Raw genomic sequence first — 17,938 nt, 5'->3', positions numbered from 1 at the left:
GTGCGGTCAGCGGTGCGCGCGGTCGGGCACGCGGGGGTGTCCGAACCGCTCGCGCAGGGTGAGGTCGTCGTACGTGGTGGCGGTCCGGCCGCGGCGCTGCAGCTCGGGCACGACGTGGTCGACGAAGCGGTCGATGCCACCCGGCAGGTACGGGAACTGCACGATGAAGCCGTCCGCTCCGCCGTCGTCCGCGAGTTCCTCGAGCCGGTCGGCGATCTCCGGCCCGGTGCCGGTGAGCAAGCTCCGCCGGTACGACCACGAGTAGACGTCGCGGGGCGTCGCCGGCCCGTCCGCGAGGAGGCGCTCGACCGCGGGCTTGGGCGACCGGGTCTCGTTCGAGGTGTCGAACTCCTCGGCGTAGTCGAACGGCACGTCGACGTCGCGCCCCGACAGGTCCTGGCCGATCTGGTGCGACACGTCCTCGAGGATGAGGGCGTCCGGGGTGAGCGCCAGGATCGCGTCCGCCTCGGCCCGGGCGTCGGCGGCGGTCTCCCCCACGACCGGCATGACCGAGGGCATGATCTTCACGGCGTCGGCAGCGCGACCGTGTCGGACCGCCCGGGCGCGCAGGTCGTCGACGAACCGACGGACGTCGGCCGCGGACCCACCCCGCGTGAACACGGCGTCCGCGGTGTCGGCGGCGAGCTCGAGGCCCGACTCGGAGCCGCCGGCCTGGAACAGCAGCGGGTGGCCCTGCGGCGGCCGGGCGATGTTGAGCGGACCGCGCACCCGGAAGAACTCCCCGTCGTGGTCGAGCCGGTGCAGCCCGTCCCGTTCGGCGAAGATCCCGGACGCGGCGTCCGCACGGATCGCGTCGTCGTCCCAGCTGTCGAGCAGACCGTGGACGACGTCGACGAACTCGCGGCCGCGCTCGTACCGGCGGGAGTGGTCGATGTGCGCGTCGCCGCCGAAGTTCCGGGCCTCTTCGTCGTAGCGGCTCGTGACGAGGTTCCACGCCGCGCGGCCCCGGCTGATGTGGTCGAGGGAGGCGATCGTCCGCGCCACGTGGTACGGCTCGTTGTAGGTGGTCGAGACCGTCGCCGCGAGCCCGATGCGGCTGGTCACCTGGGACAGCGCCGCGAGCAGGGTGAACGGCTCCGGGCGGAGCGCGCCGTAGTGGTCGACGCCCGACGGGTACCGGTCCCAGAAGTACAGGCCGTCCGCCAGGAACAGCGTGTCGAAGAACCCGCGCTCGGCGCTCTGCGCGATGTGGCGGTGGTGGCCGATCGTCAGGTGCTCGGCCGGCCGCGACGACGGGTGCCGCCAGCCGGTGACGTGCGCGCCGCCGGGGTGGAAGGCGAACGCACCGAGCAGGATCCGGTCGCTCATGCCGAGACCTCCGCCGTCCGGAGCGTGCTCGCCGGTCGCGCCAGCCCGAGGTGCTCGCGCAGGGTGTCCCCGCGGTACGTGCGGTCGTACACGCCGCGGCGTTCGAGCTCCGGCACCACCTGGTCGACGAACCGGTCCACGCTCACCGGGATCGACGAGAACGCGAGCATGAAGCCGTCCGCGGCGTCCTGCTCGTAGCGCTCGGTCAGCCAGTCCGCGATCTGCTCGGGTGTCCCGGGCAGGAACCGGCGCCGCAGGATCGTCCGGTAGACCTCGCGCAGCGTCGTGGCGTCCGCGGCGATGCGTCGGATCGACTCGTACACCGACTTCGACTGGGTGATCGACGACTCGTCGAAGACGTGCTCGAACGGCGCGTCGAGCGGCCGGTCGGACAGGTCGGTCTGCAGGTAGTGGGAGAGCAGGTCGAGCGAGACGCGGTCCGGCGTGAGCTCCTCGATCTCGTCGAGCTGGCGCAGCGCGTCCGCCTCGGTGTCGCCGATGACTGGTGACACGGCCGGCAGGATGAGCATCGACGACGGGTCGCGGCCGTTGTCGACGGCTCGGCGCTTGTAGTCGGCGTACAGCGCCTGCGCGTCGGCGAGCTCGTCCTGCCAGAGCGTGAACACGCCCTCGGCCTTCGCCCCCGCCAGCGCTCGGCCGGCCTCGGACGCGCCGGCCTGGAACAGCACCGGGTGTGCCTGGGGCGGACGGGCGATGTTGAGGGGTCCCCGCACCCGGAAGAACTCACCCTGGTGGTCGAGGACGTGCAGGCCCTCGCGCTTGGCGAAGTACCCGGACTGCTTGTCGTGGAGGAAGGCGTCGTCGTCCCAGCTGTCCCAGAGTCCCTGCACGACGTCGACGAACTCGGCCCCGCGCCGGTAGCGCACCGCGTGGTCGAGGTTGGCGTCGCGCCCGAAGTTCCACGCCTCTTCGTCGGAGGCGCTCGTGACGAGGTTCCACGCGGCGCGGCCCTCGCTGAGGTGGTCGAGCGAGGCGAGCTTCCGTGCGACGTGGTACGGCTCGTTGTACGTCGTCGACACCGTGGCGGCGAGTCCGATGTGCTCGGTCCGCTGCGAGAGCGCGCCGAGCAGCGTGAAGGGCTCGGTGCGGATGTTCACGACGTGGTCGATGCCGGAGTCGAAGCGGTCCCAGACGTAGAGCTCGTCGGCGATGAAGAGCGTCGCGAACCCGCCGCGCTCGAGCGTCTGGGCGAACCGGACGTAGTACTCCACGTCGAGGTACTGCTCCGGTTCGCTGCCGGGCAGCCGCCAGCTCGTGACGTGTTCACCGCCCGGGTAGAAGACCATCCCGCCCAGCACGAGGCCGCCGTCGCGCGTCATGCCGTCACCGCCTCTCGTGTCCGTGCCGGTGCGACCGGCCCCACCGTCGCCCCGATGCGTGGCGCGACGTCCTCCGCGAAGAGCGCGAGGGCCTCGCGCCGACGCTCCTGGTCGGCGTAGCCGTGCTCGACCTGCACGTTGAGCTGCGTGGCGTACCGGGAGTACGGCTTCGACAGGATCGACTCGGCGATGTCCTCGGCGGTGCCGTAGTGCAGGTTCAGCGACGCGGCCTTCTCGGCCAGGGTCGACGCCGGGGGCAGGAACGACTCGCCCCACGCGTACTTCGCCTCGATGCCGGCACGGGCCTCGCGCAGCGCCGTGGCACGGTCACGGGCCGGGTAGATCGCGGTGGAGAGCGCCACCCGCGGGACCGCGCCGTCGGGCAGCGCGTCGAGGTAGGCGGCGGCGGTGACCTCGGCCGGTACCGTCTGGGTGGTGCCGACCAGGACCCCGTGTCCCCGGGTGGCGGCGATCGCAGCGCTACCGGCGGTGAGGGTGGCGTCCCAGAGCCGGTCCAGCAGTGCGCTGCCGTCCGGGTTCAGTCGGGCCGTGCCGGTCCCGAGCGGCTCCCCGCGGAGCGCACCGAGCAGCGTGTCGAGCTGGGCGTCGAAGGCCGCCCGACGTGCCTCGTGCTCGGCGTGGGCGAGGTCCGGCGCGAAGACGTCGAGGGTCTCCGGGCCGCCGCCGTTCGCGACGCCGAGCTCGACCCGGCCGTCGCTGAGCGCGTCGAGCACCGCGGCGTCCTCGGCGACGCGGACCGGGTCCTCGTGCGGGAGCGTCACCGCACCGAGTCCGAGCCGCAGGGTCGAGGTGCGCTCGGCGAGGGCGGCGAAGAAGACGAACGGTGACGGCAGCCCGCCGCGGGTCGGGTCGTCGTCGTGCCGGAAGTGGAACTGCCGGACCCACGCGCCCTCGTACCCGAGTCGTTCCGCGGCGGCGAACAGGTCCAGCTCGTCGCGGTACGCCCGGCTCGCCGGCGGCGCTTCCGTCCCGTGCGAGAACACCGCGATCCGCAGTGGCACCGAGGCCACGCGGGCGGCCCGTTCGACGTGCGTCATGGAACACTCCCTCGTCAGTGGAGTGATGCAAACACGCACCACCGACGGTCCACGAGCGGCGACGTAACGGAGCGTTGCGCGACGTCACACAACGTAGGAGTGCGCACGGACCGCGTCCGAGGAGCATGATCGCCCCGTGCCGCAGCCCGCCGAATCCGACACCCTCAGCCGTCGTCACCCCGCCCTGCCGGACCACCTCACGTGGGAGCCGAGCAGCCGCTGGGTCCGCGCGGTCGTCGACGGCCTGACGGTCGTCGACACCCGTGCGCCGATCCTCGTGTGGGAGGCCGGCCACAAGGTCCCCGAGTACGGGATCCCGCGAGCCGACGTCCGCACCGACCTCCTGTCGCCGGCGGACGACGCACCCGCACCGGGTCGGTCCTGGCGCCCGGTCCGACCGGCCCGACGCTGGTACCACCTCCGGCTCCCCGACCGGGTCGTCCCGCACGTCGCCTGGTCGTGGGACGACGACGGCCTCGACGGGTGGCTCGGCGTCACGTGGACCCCCGGGGTCCTGGACGCCTGGTACGAGGAGGACGAGCGCGTCATCACCCACCCCCGTGACCCGCACAACCGGGTGGACGCACTGCCGAGCAGCCGGCACGTCGTGGTCCGCGACGGCGACCGGGTGCTCGCCGACTCCCGTTCGCCCGTCGCCGTGTACGAGACCGGCCTGCCGACGCGCTGGTACCTGCCCCGCGAGGACGTCCGGTTCGACGAGCTCGTCGCCACCGACACCGTCAGCGAGTGCCCGTACAAGGGCCACGCGACCGCGTACTGGGGCGTCCGGCGCGCGGACGGCACCGTCGAGGACGTCGCGTGGTCCTACCCGGACCCCTTCCCCGCGGTCGCCGCCGTCCGCGACCGCGTCGCGTTCTGGGGTGAGCGGGTGGTCGTCGAGGTGGACGGCGTCCGCGCGTCGTCCGCGGTGGACCTGCGCGTCTGACGGACGGGAGGCGCGGGTCGGGCCCGACCCGCGCCTCCCGTCCGACACTGGTCGCGACCACCGCCCGGAGCGCGTGTGCGCTGTCAGCGCCCACCGCGTTGACTGGGGTGTCGGTCGATCGAGGAGTGCGTGTGCTGGGACCTGAACTGGTGGTCGTGCTCGGCCTCGCCATCGCCCTGACGGCGGGCATCGCCGACCGCATCCGGGTCGCCCCGCCGGTGCTGCTGCTCGTCTTCGGCGCGCTGCTCGCCCTCGTGCCCGAGTTCGCGGGTGTGCAGCTCCCCGCCGACGCCGTCCTCCTGCTCTTCCTGCCGGCGCTGCTGTACTGGGAGAGCCTGACGACGTCCCTGCGCGAGATCCGGAAGAACCTGCGCGGCATCGTCCTGATGGGCACGCTGCTCGTCGTGGTCACGGCCGGCGCGGTCGCCGTCCTGCTCCACCTGCTCGGGATGCCGTGGGGTCCGGCCTGGGTGCTCGGTGCCGCCGTGGCCCCGACCGACGCCACGGCCGTCGGGGTGCTCACGAAGATGCTGCCGCGCCGGAACGTCACGGTGCTGCGTGCCGAGAGCCTCGTCAACGACGGCACCACGCTCGTGGTCTACGGGATCGCCGTCGCGGTCACGGTCGGCACGCAGGAGCTCACGTTCTGGGGTGTCTCGGGCATGCTCGCGCTGTCCTACCTCGGCGGCGTGGCAGCCGGTCTGGTCGCGGCGTGGCTCGGCACGCAAGTGCTCCGGCGCGTCGACACGGTCGTCCTCGAGAACCTGGTGACGCTCCTCGTGCCGTTCGTCGCGTTCCTCGGTGCCGAGGCGATCGGGGCCTCCGGCGTCCTCGCGGTCGTGGCCGCCGGCATCGTGGTGAGCCAGGTCGGTCCGAAGCTCGACCGCGCCGAGACCCGTCAGCAGGTCCGCGCGTTCTGGTCCTTCCTGACGTTCCTGCTGAACGGCGCGCTGTTCGTGCTCGTCGGCATCGAGGCGATGGTCGCCGCCCGTGCGCTGGAGCCCGCCGAGCTCCTGCGCGCCACCGGCGTGATCGCCGCGGTGTCGATCGCCCTCGTGCTCGTGCGGTTCGCGTTCCTCAACGCGGCCGGCGGCACGGTGTGGCTCGTCACCCGACGGTCCGGCGGAGCACCGCGTGAGGGCCACCGGGACCGGCTCGTCAGCGGTTTCGCCGGGTTCCGCGGGGCGGTGTCGCTCGCGATGGCCGTCGCCGTGCCCCGGACCCTCGAGTCCGGCGCGGCCTTCCCCGACCGGGACCTCATCGTCTTCGTCACCGCCGGGGTCGTCGTCGTCACGATCGTCGGGCAGGCCCTGGTGCTGCCGGCCGTCCTCCGCCGGGCCGCGCTGCCCGAGGACGAGTCGGTCGGTGAGGAGCGCCGCTACGCCGAGCGCACCGCGATCGAGGAGGCGCTCGACGCACTCCCCCGCCTGGCCCGCTCGACCGGCGCGGACCGTGCGACCGTGGAGCGGGTGCGGAAGGACTACGAGGCGCACCTCGACGTCATCCAGGCCCGCGAGGATGACGACGACGACCACCCGGCGCTGCAACGGCACGACACCGCGGTCGCCCTCGAGCTCGCGCTGGTCCGGCACAAGGCCGCGACGCTCCTGCGGTTGCGGGACGCCGACGAGATCGACGACCTCGTGCTGCGGCAGGTGCGGTCGGGGTACGACGCGGAGGAGGCGCGGTTGAGCGGGGTCACCACGACCTGACGGTGCGGCTCGCGGATGTCCGGACGGGAGGCGCGGTGCGGGCTGGCACCGCGCCTCCCGTCCGTCACGTCCTACGACTCGTCGGCAGCCGCCGGTTCCGAGGCGAGCGCCTTCCGACGCTGCGCGACCTGGACCGCGATCGCCACCGGGACCGCCGCGAGGGCGAGTCCCCGCAGCCACGGACGGTCGAAGACGTGGCCGGACGCGTGGTCGAGGGACACCGGACCGGGGCCGCCGAGGGCGAACATCGCCGCCGAGAAGCCGAGGAACGCCGGGAACTCGAACCCGCCGTCGGCGTTGAAGAAGCCGTTCGGGGTGTGCACGCTCGACGCGACACCCATGGTCGTCGCCGCGCCCGCACCGGCGATCGGGGTGGCCAGGCCGAGCGCGAGGGCGGCACCGGAGCCGGCCTCGCCGATCCCGGCCAGGACGGCGTTGCGGCGGCCGGGCCGGAAGCCCATCTGGTGCATGCCCTGGGCGGTGCCCTCGATGCCGCCGCCGCCGAACGCGCCGAAGAGCTTCTGGGAGCCGTGCGACACGAGGACGGCGCCGAGGGCGATGCGGAGCAGGGTCTTGGCGGTGACGGAAGCGGTCGTGGTGCGTGCGCTCATGCGTTCTCCCGGTGCGTGGTCGGTGGTGCTGTGCGCCAGACGGTACGCCGCGCGCCGTCACGCCGGTGACGGGTTCGCCACCGAGTGGACGACCGTGGACGCGCCGGGGGTGGCCCAGACCGTGCCGTCGGCGGCGAACGCGAGCACGTCGACGTCGGCGTCGCTCGTGAGCCGCCGGAGGTCGTCCTCGTCGCCGGCGACGACCGCGGTCGCGAGGACGTCCGCCGTGACGATGTCGTCGGCGATGACCGTCGCCTGGACGAACGTCGGGGTCGCCCGGCGCCAGATGTGCTCGCCGCGCTCGGCGGTGCCGGAGGTCGCGACGGCACGACGAGGTGCCTCGAGCCGGACGACGCCGACGACGGTGTCCCGGTGGGCCGGATCGACGACGCCGACGCTCCAGGGGTCGTCGGCGCGGTGGTGGCCGCGGACGAGCACGTCGCCGCCGGCGCTGACCATCCAGTCGCCGCTGCTGCTCGCGGCGTCGAGGACGGCTCCGGCGTCGCGGATCGCGAGCGCCTTCACGACGCCGGAGAGGTCGATCACGCCGTCCGGGCGGTGCGGGGTGAACGCGCCCCCGGTGCGCTCCCGCCAGTCGAGCGCGAGCGCGTAGACGTCACGCACCTCGGACGGGGTGTCCGCGAGCCGGACCGAACCGTCGGCGACGCGGCTGAGGACCGACGACGGGTCGTACAGGCTGTAGCGGTGGTCGTAGCCGGCGAAGACGGCACGCACTTCGGACGCGGCCCCCGGGGTCGCGCCCCGGAGGCTCACGACGGTGCCCATCGTCTCGAAGGTGGTGACGCCGCTCACAGCCCGGCCTTGTCGATCGCGGACTGGAGCGACGTGGTGTAGCCCTCACTGGTGAAGGTCGCGCCGCTGACGGACTGGATCTGCGCGGACTGCGCCTGCAGCGCCTCCTGGCGGAGGATCGGGGCCGCCTGCTGACTGATCTGCACCGACCGCCCGTCGCTGTTCGTGAGCTGCAGCGCGGTGACGTCGGTGATCGTCCCGTTCGCGACCGTGATCTGGACCTGCACCGGACCGTACTGCGTCTGCGTCGTGTCGCCGGCGAAGGTGCCGGAGGCGGACGAACCACCGGTGGTGCCGCCGCTGGTGCTGCCGCTCGTCCCGGTGCTGGTGCCGGTCGTGCCGGAACCCGACGTCGTGCTCTGCTGTGCCGGTGCGGTGACCGCGGGCTGGCCGCCGAGCTGCCACCCGACGACCAGGACCGCGATGGACGAGACGACCCCGCCGGCGATGACGCGTGCTCTCACGACTCGAACCGTTCCTGGTGGATCTGGTGCTCGGGGACGCCCGCGAGCCGTGCTTCGCGGACGACGAGGTCGGACCAGGCACGCGGCCCGCAGACGTACAGGTCCGACTGGAGCAGGTTCGGGAACACCGACCGGAGGGAGACCCCGCGCCGGACGTCCTCCTCGGTCATCCAGCTCTCGCGGGAGCGGGACCGGTGACCGACCATCGTGTACAGCCGGCTGCCCGTCGCCTCGGCGAGGTCCGCGGTCTCGTGCCACAGGTACTGCTGGTCGGCGTCGGTCCCGCGCAGCAGCACGGTGGCCTCACCCGGACGGAGGTCGGTGTCCTCCAGCAGCGACCGCACGGGGGTGATGCCGATGCCGGAGGCGACGAGCGCGAGGTACGGCGCGGTCCGAGCCCGGCTGGTGAACAGGCCGTAGGGGCCCTCGAGGGAGACGAACGCACCCGGTGTGATCCGGCCGAGTCGCGCGGAGCCGGCGCCGAGGTCGCGCACCGTGATCCGGGCACGATCGCGGCCGGGGACGGCGGAGAACGACACCGGGTGGGCGTGCCACCAGGTGCGGGCGGTCCAGAAGCGCCACACCCCGTACTGCCCGCCCTCGGTCCCGAGGCGGTCGAGGTCTCGTCCGGCGAGGTGGATCGACACGACGCCCGGTGCGATGGGCTCGACGCCGACGACACGGATGCGGTGGCGGAGCGTCACGACGAGGGGCAGCGCGAACCGGTACAGGGCGATCAGGCCGAGGGCCAGGACGTAGAGCGCGATCCAGTAGACCCGCTGCCACGTGCCCTGCGCGAGGACGCTGCCGACGCTGAGCATGTGCGGCAGCGCGACGAGTACCGCGGCGTAGCTGAGGAGGTGGATGACGTGCCAGGCCTCGTACGGCAGGCGACGGCGGACCGCGACGAGCGAGGACACCACGACGGCGACGAACAGCCCGAGTCCGAGGTAGGCCAGCGGCATGTCCGGCGTGGAGAAGAGCGCGATCGTCTCGGCGATCGGCCCGGTGCCCGCCGAGGCGCCGTACCCCAGGGTCAGGAGCGCTCCGTGCGCGAGCAGCAGGTACAGCACGGGCTTCCCGAGCGACCGGTGCACCGCGATGGCGTTGTCCTGGCCGAAGGTCCGGTCGATGAGCGGCACGCGCGCGGCGAGCACGAGCATGACGAGCACGAGGTCGGTCGCGACGAGTCCCGCGACGATCCCGGCGTCGGTGAGCCAGCCGCCGATGCCGACGACCGTGTGCGATCCGGGCGACACGAGCCAGAGCATGACGGCCACCGCTGCCGAGACCCAGGCGAGGATCCCGAGCAGGTCGGTGACGGCGTTGCGGCGGCGTCCGGCTCGGCGGCGGCGACGGGCCGCGACCTCGAGGGGTTCGTCGTCTCCGATGGGTCTCGGAACGGGACGAGCAGTGGGGCGAGCGGTGTCGATCATCGGCTCGTTCCTCTCCAGCATGTGATCGGGTGGCTCACAGCATCGGCATCGGAGCTATGGAGGAACCCGGAACGGGACGTGTCCTTCCTCGGAAGCACCTCGCTCGAACACCCGAGGGTGCCGGGGTACCCGCTCAGGGCATCCCACCCGCCCGCCCGGCGCGCGACCATCGGACCGTGACCACCTCGACGCCCCGTGTCGCGCTCCTCCTGGCCTCCCTCGGGTTCTTCCTCATCACGCTCGACATCCTGATCGTGAACGTCGCCCTGACGACGATCGGCCGGGAGCTCGGCGGCAGCACCTCGGGTCTGCAGTGGGTCATCGACTCGTACACGCTGCTCTTCGCGTCCCTGCTGCTGTTCGCCGGCAACCTGTCCGACCGCATCGGTGCGAAGCGTGCCATCGGGTGGGGCATCGCCGGGTTCCTGCTCGCCTCCGTCGCCTGCGCGATCGCTCCGACGCTCGGCACCCTGATCGGAGCGCGCGCCGTCCAGGGCGCTGCGGCAGCGGTCATGCTGCCGGCGTCGATGGCACTCGTCCGCGAGGCGTTCCCGGACGCCCGCGAACGCGCCCACGCCCTCGGCATCTGGGCGGTCGGCGGCGCCGTGGCCGGAGCGGTCGGGCCGGTCCTCGGCGGCGCGCTGACCACGGTCGACTGGCGGCTCGTGTTCGCGATCAACCTGCCGGTGTGCGTCGTCATGCTCGGCATGCTGCTGCGGGTGGCGCCCTCGCCCCGTCGCCCGAGCCGGTTCGACCCCGTGGGCCAGGTGCTGGCGCTGCTCACCCTCGCCGGACTGGTCTTCGGCCTCATCGAGGGCGGCGCGCAGGGCTTCGGCACCGGGGACGTCGTCGCCGCACTCGTGGTCGCCGCTGCATCGCTCGTCGGGTTCCTCGTCGTCCAGGCCCGGGGTCGCTCTCCGATGATGCCGCTCGACCTGTTCCGGTCGAGCGGGATGCGGATCGCGCTCGGAGTCGGGTTCGCGTTCATGGTCGGCAACTTCGGCAGCGTCTTCGTGCTGAGCCTGTACCTGCAGCAGCACCTCGGGCTGTCGCCGCTGCTCGCCGGACTCGTGTTCCTGCCGTCCGCGGCGTGCAGCATCGTCGGCAACGTCGTCAGCGGCACCCTCGCCAACCGCTTCGGCGCCCGCGTCCCGGTCGTCGCCGGACTCACCACGATGATCCTGGGTCTCGCGGTGGTGATCGTGTTCGCACCGCTCGACTCGTGGGTCGCCGTCGCCGTCTGCGCGGTCCTGACCGGCGCGGGCGGATCGGTCGCGATGCCGCCGGCGACGTCCGTCGTCCTCGCCAGCGTCCCCGCGGAACGCTCGGGGACCGCGAGCGCCGTGTTCAACACCTTCCGCCAGGTCGGCGGCGCGGTGGCCATCGCCGTGTTCGGCGCCCTCCTCGCCGACCGGGCGCACTTCGTGACCGGCACCCAGGTCAGCTTCGTCGTCGCGGGAGCCGTCATCCTCGTCGCCGCGGTCGCGGCCACCCGCATCCGCACCACGTGACGGTCGGTCCGGTCGGGCGGGACGCGACCGGTGACGGACGGGAGGCGCGGTGCCGGCTGGCACCGCGCCTCCCGTCCGCTGGGTGGTCGCGTCGCGACCCGGTGTCAGCGGGCCGTCGTCACGCGCGTCCGTCTGCCGCAGCGGGGTCGGCGGCGTTCGCCGCGTCCCGGCGCTCGGTGGCGTCGAGGGATCCGAGCAGGCGGAGCGCGTCCGCCGTCGGCGAGCCCGCCTCGGCCGTGTAGAGCAGGAAGCTCAGCGCCGGGTCGCTCATCAGGCGGGAGCCCTCGAACAGCAGGTCGAGCGCGCCGACGACCGGGTGCACGAAGTGCTTCTCGCCGGTGCCGTGCCGGCGGACGTCGTGCGCGCCCCACCTCGTGCGGAACTCGGGGCTGCGCGTGGAGAGCTCGCCGACGAGGTCCTGCAGCTCCCGGTCGTGCGGGTCGTGCCCCGCGGCTGCCCGGAGGATCGCCACACTCTGGTCGGCGGCGAGGTCCCAGTCCGGGTAGAACGCGTCCGACCACTCGCGGTCGAGGAACGCTGCGCGGGCGAGGTTCGGGCGCTCGGCCTTCCGGAAGAGGTCGGCGTAGAGGGCCCGTCCGAGCGCGTTCGCGCCGAGCACGTCGAGACGGTCGTTGCGGATGAACGCCGGTCCCCCGGTGAAGGCGTCGAGCGCGTACTGCAGGCCGGGCCGCAGCGTCTTCGGGGTCGTGGACCGGCGGCGGGCGGCCCGCACCGGCGAGGCGTTCGCGGCACGGGCGAGGTCGAACAGGTGGTCGCGTTCGGCGTCGTCGAGGAGCAGCGCACCGGCGATCGCGTGCAGGACGCCCTCGGACACCCCGGAGAGACTGCCGCGCTCGAGTCGGGAGTAGTACTCGACGCTCACGTCGGCGAGCATCGCCACCTCGCCACGGCGGAGGCCCGCGACCCGCCGGTTCGCTCCTGCGGGCAGGCCGACCTGCTCGGGGCGGACGCGGGCGCGCCGGCTGACGAGGAAGTCCTTGACGTCGTCGCGGTTCGTGCTCATGGACGGGGACTGATCCGGACGGTCGCCGAGGTCGGTCCGTCCTGCAGCATCGGGGGCAGGTACGGGCTGCCGGCGTACTTCGCCTCATAGGCGGCGTCGATGCGGCTGTTCAGGTCGGGGCCGACGGCCTCGAAGGCGGCCTCGTGCTCGGTCCCGGCGGCGCGGATCCGGCCGGCACCCTGCTCGAGGGCGGCGCGGTACCACCGGGAGCGCCGACCGTTGTAGGCGCGGGCGTACAGCTCGCCGTCGACGACCACGGACCAGATCCACGTCGGCGTGCCGTACGTCGTGCCGTCCCCCCGGAACGGGCTGACGTGGAGGTCGTCGCTCGCGGCGATCGCGGCGATGGTGTCCTCGTCCCAGTTCGTCATCGGGTCACCGGCCCGCGAGGTCGTCGTCGGAGACGTGCTCGAGCCAGGTGGTCGTGGTCGACGGGTCGTCGGCGCTCTCGAGCATCGCGAGGTGTTCCATGAACGTGCCCTCGGCGGAGGCGTGGAAGTGCTCCTCGCCCGGTGAGACGTACACGGTGTCACCGGGACGCGCGGTCACGACCTTCCCGTCGCGGGTCCCGAAGCGCGCCACGCCCTGGGTGACGCGGAGGAACTGGCCGCGGGCGTGGGAGTGCCAGGCGGTGCGGGCACCGGGGGCGAACTTCACGAGCGCGAGCGTCGCGCGCTGGTCGCCGTCCTGCGGGGTGACGATCGGGTCGACCCACACGTCGCCGGCGAACTGCTCCGGCGGGTTCTTGGCGGTGGGCTGCTTCGGCAGGATCTCCTGCGGCATGGGTTCGTCCTCTCTCGGCGGGTGGTCGTGTGCCCGCTGCGTCCGACGCTACGACCGATGGCGGTCGGGAGGGATGTCCTGACAGGGTGACCCTGCCGGTCTAGCGTTGCGGGCATGGGCAGTGACGCACCACGGACGACCGATCGCGGCGACTCGACGCAGCACCTGTTCCTCCGCCGCAACCGCGCCCGACTGCAGTCCCTCGTCGACCGGGTCGTGCCCGCCGACGAGTACCCGTCGGCGTCCGAGGCCGGCGCGCTCGAGTTCCTGGCGTCGGTCCTCGACGAGCGTCCGGACTGGCTCGACCGGATCCGTGCGGTCGTGGACGGCCACGACCAGGACGACGACCCCGACTGGGCGTGGTTCGCGGGGATCGTCGCCGCCGGCTACTACGCCGACGCGGGCAACGGCGGCAACGCCGGCGAACGCTCGTGGGAGATGGTCGGCTGGCAGCCCGGGCCGCCGGCGGGGTGGAGCGTCCCGGTGCCGGTGGCCACCGCGCAGCCGGTGGTGATGCGCCCGTCCGAGTTGGCCGAGCGGTACGACGCGATCGTCATCGGTTCGGGTGCCGGTGGGGGTGTCGCGGCGTGCGGGCTCGCCGAGTCCGGGCGCCGGGTCCTCGTGGTCGAGGCCGGGTCCTGGCCGGGCACCGCCGACCTCGCGCAGGACCACATCCGCAATCCCCGGTCGACGTGGGGGCTCGCACCGCGGTCCGGTCCCGTCGACCTCGGCAACCCGCGCGTGATCGCCTCGCAGGAGGGAGACCGGGTCGCCCGGCCGTCCGACTGGGACTGGCACAACAACGCCTTCACGGCTGGCGGTGGCACGAGGGTCTACGGCGCGCAGGCATGGCGGTTCGCCCCGAGGGACTTCACGATGGCCACCGACCACGGTGTGCCGGACGGCAGTGCCCTGGCGGACTGGCCGATCGGCTACGCGGACCTCGAGCCCTGGTACGAGCGGGCGGAGTGGGAGCTCGGCGTGAGCGGCGACGGCGACGGTCCGTGGGCCGGTCCCCGCACCCGGGCGCTGCCGATGCCGGCTGTGGCGGCGGGGCCAGCGCGGGAGCGGTTGGCGCGGGCCGCGACCGAGCTCGGCTGGTCGACGGTGCACGTTCCGCTGCTCGTCAACTCGGTCCCCTTCCTCGGGCGGGGAGCGTGCGAGCAGTGCGGGATGTGCGTCGGGTTCGCCTGCCCCGTCGACGCGAAGAACGGCAGCCAGAACACGATGCTCCCCCGGGCCGTCGCCACCGGCAACGCGTCCGTCCTCCTCGAGACCCGGGCCGCGCGGATCCGGACGGACCGGTCCGGCCGCGTCGTCGGGGTGACGCTCGTCGGGACGGTCGACGGCATCGACTGGCGTTCGGACGTCGACGCGGCGGAGGTCGTCGTCGCGGCGGGGGCGGTGGAGTCCGCTCGGCTCCTCCTCAACAGCCGCAGCGAGCAGGAGCCGAACGGGCTCGGCAACGGCCGGGACCAGGTCGGACGGCACCTGCAGGGGCACCGGTACGGCGGCGCGATGGGCATCTTCGACGACGTCGTCGAGGGCGGCCTCGGGCCCGGGCCGTCCATCGCCACGACCGACTTCCGGCACGGCGTCCCCGGGCAGATCGGCGGCGGGATCATCGCGGACGAGTTCGTCGCGACGCCGTCGAACACCTACGCGTACCTCACCGGGTTCGGGCTCCTCCCCCGTGCGGGCATCGACAGCAAGCACGGGATGCGCGACCTCGCCCGCCGGAGCATGCGGCTGATGGGGCCGATCCAGGAGGTCACGTCCGCCGACTCCCGCGTCCGCGTCGACCCCGCCGTCACCGACCGGTGGGGCGTCCCGGTCGCACGGTTCAGCGGTGGCCCGCACCCGGAGGACACCCGTGCCCGGGACCACACCAGTGCGCGGAGCGGGGACTGGCTCCGGGCCGCGGGTGCGACGCGGGTCGCCGAGATGCACGGGGAGCTGACCGGGACGAGTGGTGGCCAGCACCAGGCCGGGACCCTCCGCATGGGCGACGACCCGCGCACGTCGGTCGTCGATCCGTTCGGTCGGGTGTGGGGACACGACAACCTGCGCGTCGCCGACGGGTCGGTGCACGTCACGAACGGCGGGGTGAACCCGGTGCTGACGATCTTCGCGACGGCGATGCGGACGATCGACGACATGGTCCGGTGACGTCGGGCGCCGCGGACGCTACCCGCGGCGACGGGTGCGGGGGCCCGTCGGGTCCGGCGGGTCCGTCGGGTCCGTCGGGTCGGTCGGCTCCGTCGGCTCCGTCGGCTGACCGAGGACGGTCCGACCGGCGAGGACGGCCAGCGCGACCTCGGTGACCGGGAGCCGGTTCCGCCGCGCGTGGTCGCGCAGCAGCGAGAACGCGGTCGCGGGGTCCACGCCGTTCCGGTTGGCGAGCCACCCCTTCGCCTGTTCGATGACCGTCCGGCTCTCGAGTGCCGCCTGCAGCTGCGCCTGTGTCGTCACGGCGTCGTCGATGGTCCGCTGCTGCACGACCGAGATCGCGGCGATGTCCGCCAGCGCACGCGCGGCGACGACGTCGTCCTCGTTGAACGCGCCCGTGGACTCGCCGAACAGGTTGAGCGACCCGATGACCGTCGCCCGGAGCCGCAGCGGGATCGAGTGGACGGCGCGGTACCCGGCGTCCGCAGCGGCCCGGGAGAAGTGCGGCCATCGAGACTCGGCGGCCACGACGTCGGGGATCGAGACCACGGTCCCCGTCCGGGCGGCCTTGAGGCAGGGCCCGTCGCCGACCTCGAGCTGCAGGAGTTCGAGCAGTCCGCTGTGGTGCCCCACCGAGGCGGCGATGTGCAACCGGTCGTCCGACCCGAACAGCATCAGCCCGGCGGCCTGCACGTCGAACAACGCCGCCGACTCGTCCACGAGGAGCTGCAGGCGGCCCGCGAGGTCCCGTGGACCGGTGGCACCGCCGACCAGTTCGATGATCGTGTCGAGCAGTCGTCGTTCGCGGTCGTCACCCAAGGGGTCACTCCAGATTCGGTGATCAGAAGTGGCCGGTCGTGCGCTGCTCCAGCGGTCGGGGACCGCGTGTTCCCACCGTACGGCCCGCAGATGCGAGCGGCCCGGGCGTCCGACGTGCCTGACCGGCGCACGACGGAAGGCACCGCGAACCGCGGTTCCCCGTGGTTCGCGGTGCCTTCCGTGGTGCACAAGCACCCCGCACCGCGGGGCGCCGCCGCGCGCGGCCGCGGCCCCGCGCTACCGCTTCAGGTTCGTCAGCTCCTGCAGTACCTCGTCCGAGGTCGTGATGATGCGCGCGTTCGCCTGGAACCCGCGCTGCGCCACGATGAGGTTCGTGAACTCCTGCGACAGGTCGACGTTCGACATCTCGAGCGTGCCCGACGCAAGCTGCCCGACACCGGGCGACCCCGGCGCGCCGACCGTGGCGTTGCCGGAGTTGGCCGTGGCGCGGTAGCCCGACGCACCGGTCTTCTCGAGGCCGGCCGGGTTCGCGAACGTCGCGAGGGCGATCCGACCGATGGCGAGCGACGCACCGTTCGAGAACGTCCCGACGACCGTGCCGTCCTTCGAGATCGAGTAGCCCTGGAGCGACCCGGCCTCGTGGCCGTTCTGCGACGAGATCGACGCGGTGTTGAGCGAGGCGAAGCCCGTGAGCTGCCGCATGTCGACGGCGATGCCCCCGACGGCGAGCGTGCCACCGGCCGTGAGCTTGCCGTCGGTCCCGAACGTGAGCGACGTCGTCGCCTGGGTGCCCTGGCCGTCGGTCGCGGTGACGTCCCAGCCGGCGGCGGTGCGCTCGTAGGCGATCGACATGGTGTGCTTCGCACCGGACGCGTCGTAGACGGTGGCGTCGCGGGTGATGACCGCGCCCACGGCGGTCTCGGACGGCAGGTTGCCGGTCACACCAGCGGTGGAGGTGCGGACGGCGGGCGCGGCGGCGTCGAGCGGCAGGACGATGTCCGACAGGGCGCCGTTCTCGTTCACGACGCCGTTCGTGGCCGGGTAGCCCTGCACGATCTTCCCGTCGGCGCTGACGAGGCGGCCGTCGGCGTCGAAGTCGAACGCACCGGCGCGGCTGTACACGGTGTCGTTGCCGAGGCGCGTGACGAAGAAGCCGTCGCCCGAGATCATCAGGTCGGTGGCCTTGCCGGTGGCCTGGGCGGAGCCCTGGGCGAAGTTCGTGGAGACGCCGGCGACCTGCACGCCGAGGCCGATCTGGGCGGGGTTCGTGCCACCGATGCCGGTCTGCGGTCCGCCGGCACCCTGGGTCATCTGCGACAGGGTGTCCTGGAAGACCGTCGACGACGACTTGAATCCGACGGTGTTGACGTTGGCGATGTTGTTGCCCGTGACGTCCAGCATCTGCTGGTGCGAACGGAGGCCGGAGATCCCGGAGTAGAGCGAGCGGAGCATGGTGCGTCCTTTCGTGGAGGTACCGAAGAAGAAGAAGAGGAGGGAGTCAGGAGGTCGTCTTGATGCCGGAGATCACGTCGAGGTTGACCTCCTTCCCGTTCACCGTCACGGTCGGCACGCTCTGGGCGTACGACACCGCGGTCGCCGTCCCCGTGATCGGTGTGCCGGACGTGGCGTCGGTGTAGCTGACCTGCTTCCCGACGAGGTTCGCGGCGGCGATCCGCATCTGCAGCGAGAAGTTCTCGTTCGCCGTCGTGGTCTGGTTGGTGATCTGCTCCATCATCGCGAGCTGCGTCTGCTGGCTGATCATCTGGTTCGTGTCCATCGGCGAAGACGGGTCCTGGTTCTGCAGCTGCGTGACGAGGAGCTTCATGAACACCTCGGAGTCCATCGTCTGCGACCGCGAGCTGGTCTGGTTCGCGGCGAGGGCCGCGGCCTGGGCGGCCTGGTCCACGGTGCCGGTGATGCCGTCGATCGGCATGGTCGTTCCCTTCGGTTCTGCCTGTGCTG

General features: G+C 72.8%; 17 protein-coding genes. 4 read left to right on the top strand and 13 right to left on the bottom strand.

All coding sequences use genetic code 11. From position 1 onward, the window contains the following. Positions 1–6: 6 nt before the first annotated feature. The 3 genes from ACIPEP_RS14070 to ACIPEP_RS14060 are packed head-to-tail and all read right to left on the bottom strand — an operon-like array spanning position 7 to position 3,727. Positions 7–1,329 carry an NtaA/DmoA family FMN-dependent monooxygenase gene (locus tag ACIPEP_RS14070; RefSeq protein ID WP_402717595.1) on the bottom strand — a complete coding sequence of 441 codons (1,323 nt, stop codon included), beginning with the start codon at positions 1,327–1,329 and terminating at the stop codon, positions 7–9. Then, a complete protein-coding gene (locus tag ACIPEP_RS14065) occupies positions 1,326–2,669 on the bottom strand; it encodes an LLM class flavin-dependent oxidoreductase (RefSeq protein WP_261647247.1) in 1,344 nt (447 codons plus the stop codon). The genes ACIPEP_RS14070 and ACIPEP_RS14065 overlap by 4 nt, the downstream gene beginning before the upstream one ends. Further along, a complete protein-coding gene (locus ACIPEP_RS14060; protein ID WP_402717594.1) occupies positions 2,666–3,727 on the bottom strand; it encodes an LLM class flavin-dependent oxidoreductase in 1,062 nt (353 codons plus the stop codon). The genes ACIPEP_RS14065 and ACIPEP_RS14060 overlap by 4 nt, the downstream gene beginning before the upstream one ends. Positions 3,728–3,863: 136 nt before the next feature. Between ACIPEP_RS14060 and ACIPEP_RS14055 the strand changes: the two genes are divergently transcribed. Then, on the top strand, positions 3,864–4,673 hold the full coding sequence (locus tag ACIPEP_RS14055) for a DUF427 domain-containing protein (RefSeq protein WP_402717593.1): 810 nt from the start codon (positions 3,864–3,866) through the stop codon (positions 4,671–4,673). A 131-nt stretch (positions 4,674–4,804) separates the two neighbouring features. Further along, on the top strand, positions 4,805–6,385 hold the full coding sequence (locus tag ACIPEP_RS14050) for a Na+/H+ antiporter (protein WP_402717592.1): 1,581 nt from the start codon (positions 4,805–4,807) through the stop codon (positions 6,383–6,385). 71 nt (positions 6,386–6,456) lie between these two features. Here ACIPEP_RS14050 and ACIPEP_RS14045 read toward each other — a convergent pair whose 3' ends face one another. The 4 genes from ACIPEP_RS14045 to ACIPEP_RS14030 are packed head-to-tail and all read right to left on the bottom strand — an operon-like array spanning position 6,457 to position 9,709. Then, positions 6,457–6,996 carry a DoxX family protein gene (locus ACIPEP_RS14045; protein WP_092387250.1) on the bottom strand — a complete coding sequence of 180 codons (540 nt, stop codon included), beginning with the start codon at positions 6,994–6,996 and terminating at the stop codon, positions 6,457–6,459. Positions 6,997–7,053: 57 nt separating this feature from the next. Then, entirely contained in the window at positions 7,054–7,809 is a 756-nt protein-coding gene (locus ACIPEP_RS14040) for an FAD:protein FMN transferase (protein ID WP_402717591.1), read from the bottom strand. Then, complete coding sequence (locus ACIPEP_RS14035; protein ID WP_402717590.1) at positions 7,806–8,273, bottom strand: FMN-binding protein; 468 nt, start codon at positions 8,271–8,273, stop codon at positions 7,806–7,808. Before ACIPEP_RS14035 ends, ACIPEP_RS14040 begins: the two co-directional genes overlap by 4 nt. Next, entirely contained in the window at positions 8,270–9,709 is a 1,440-nt protein-coding gene (locus ACIPEP_RS14030; protein WP_336698761.1) for a ferredoxin reductase family protein, read from the bottom strand. The genes ACIPEP_RS14035 and ACIPEP_RS14030 overlap by 4 nt, the downstream gene beginning before the upstream one ends. A gap of 176 nt (positions 9,710–9,885) precedes the next feature. On the opposite strand from ACIPEP_RS14030, the gene ACIPEP_RS14025 reads away from it, so the two are divergent. Further along, the gene (locus ACIPEP_RS14025; RefSeq protein WP_402717589.1) at positions 9,886–11,220 is read left to right on the top strand and encodes an MFS transporter; all 1,335 of its coding nucleotides are present in this window, start codon (positions 9,886–9,888) and stop codon (positions 11,218–11,220) included. 118 nt (positions 11,221–11,338) lie between these two features. Here ACIPEP_RS14025 and ACIPEP_RS14020 read toward each other — a convergent pair whose 3' ends face one another. From ACIPEP_RS14020 to ACIPEP_RS14010, 3 genes are read right to left on the bottom strand one after another with little or no spacing between them, the layout of a single operon-like run. Further along, complete coding sequence (locus ACIPEP_RS14020) at positions 11,339–12,244, bottom strand: helix-turn-helix transcriptional regulator (protein ID WP_402717588.1); 906 nt, start codon at positions 12,242–12,244, stop codon at positions 11,339–11,341. Then, positions 12,241–12,615 (bottom strand): DUF2255 family protein, encoded by a 375-nt coding sequence (locus tag ACIPEP_RS14015; protein WP_402717587.1) that lies wholly within the window; start codon positions 12,613–12,615, stop codon positions 12,241–12,243. The genes ACIPEP_RS14020 and ACIPEP_RS14015 overlap by 4 nt, the downstream gene beginning before the upstream one ends. A gap of 4 nt (positions 12,616–12,619) precedes the next feature. After that, positions 12,620–13,027, bottom strand: coding sequence for a cupin domain-containing protein (locus ACIPEP_RS14010; protein WP_402717586.1), 408 nt, complete (start codon positions 13,025–13,027; stop codon positions 12,620–12,622). A gap of 114 nt (positions 13,028–13,141) precedes the next feature. Between ACIPEP_RS14010 and ACIPEP_RS14005 the strand changes: the two genes are divergently transcribed. Next, positions 13,142–15,196: a GMC oxidoreductase gene (locus tag ACIPEP_RS14005; RefSeq protein WP_402717585.1), complete on the top strand. Its 2,055-nt coding sequence runs from the start codon at positions 13,142–13,144 to the stop codon at positions 15,194–15,196. Positions 15,197–15,214: 18 nt separating this feature from the next. Here the strand turns inward: ACIPEP_RS14005 and ACIPEP_RS14000 are convergent, their stop codons facing one another. The 3 genes from ACIPEP_RS14000 to ACIPEP_RS13990 all read right to left on the bottom strand — a co-directional run bounded on the left by ACIPEP_RS14000 (position 15,215) and on the right by ACIPEP_RS13990 (position 17,909). Further along, complete coding sequence (locus tag ACIPEP_RS14000; RefSeq protein ID WP_402717584.1) at positions 15,215–16,015, bottom strand: ANTAR domain-containing protein; 801 nt, start codon at positions 16,013–16,015, stop codon at positions 15,215–15,217. 237 nt (positions 16,016–16,252) lie between these two features. Then, positions 16,253–17,428 (bottom strand): flagellar hook protein FlgE, encoded by a 1,176-nt coding sequence (locus ACIPEP_RS13995; protein WP_070418840.1) that lies wholly within the window; start codon positions 17,426–17,428, stop codon positions 16,253–16,255. A gap of 46 nt (positions 17,429–17,474) precedes the next feature. Beyond that, entirely contained in the window at positions 17,475–17,909 is a 435-nt protein-coding gene (locus ACIPEP_RS13990; protein ID WP_070418839.1) for a flagellar hook assembly protein FlgD, read from the bottom strand. Positions 17,910–17,938 lie beyond the last annotated feature (29 nt).

Origin of the sequence: Curtobacterium sp. NPDC087082 (genome assembly GCF_044745045.1) — a bacterium.
Classification (GTDB): domain Bacteria; phylum Actinomycetota; class Actinomycetes; order Actinomycetales; family Microbacteriaceae; genus Curtobacterium.
Note: the sequence above shows the minus strand (reverse complement) of the source record. Positions and strands in the feature narration are given on the sequence as shown.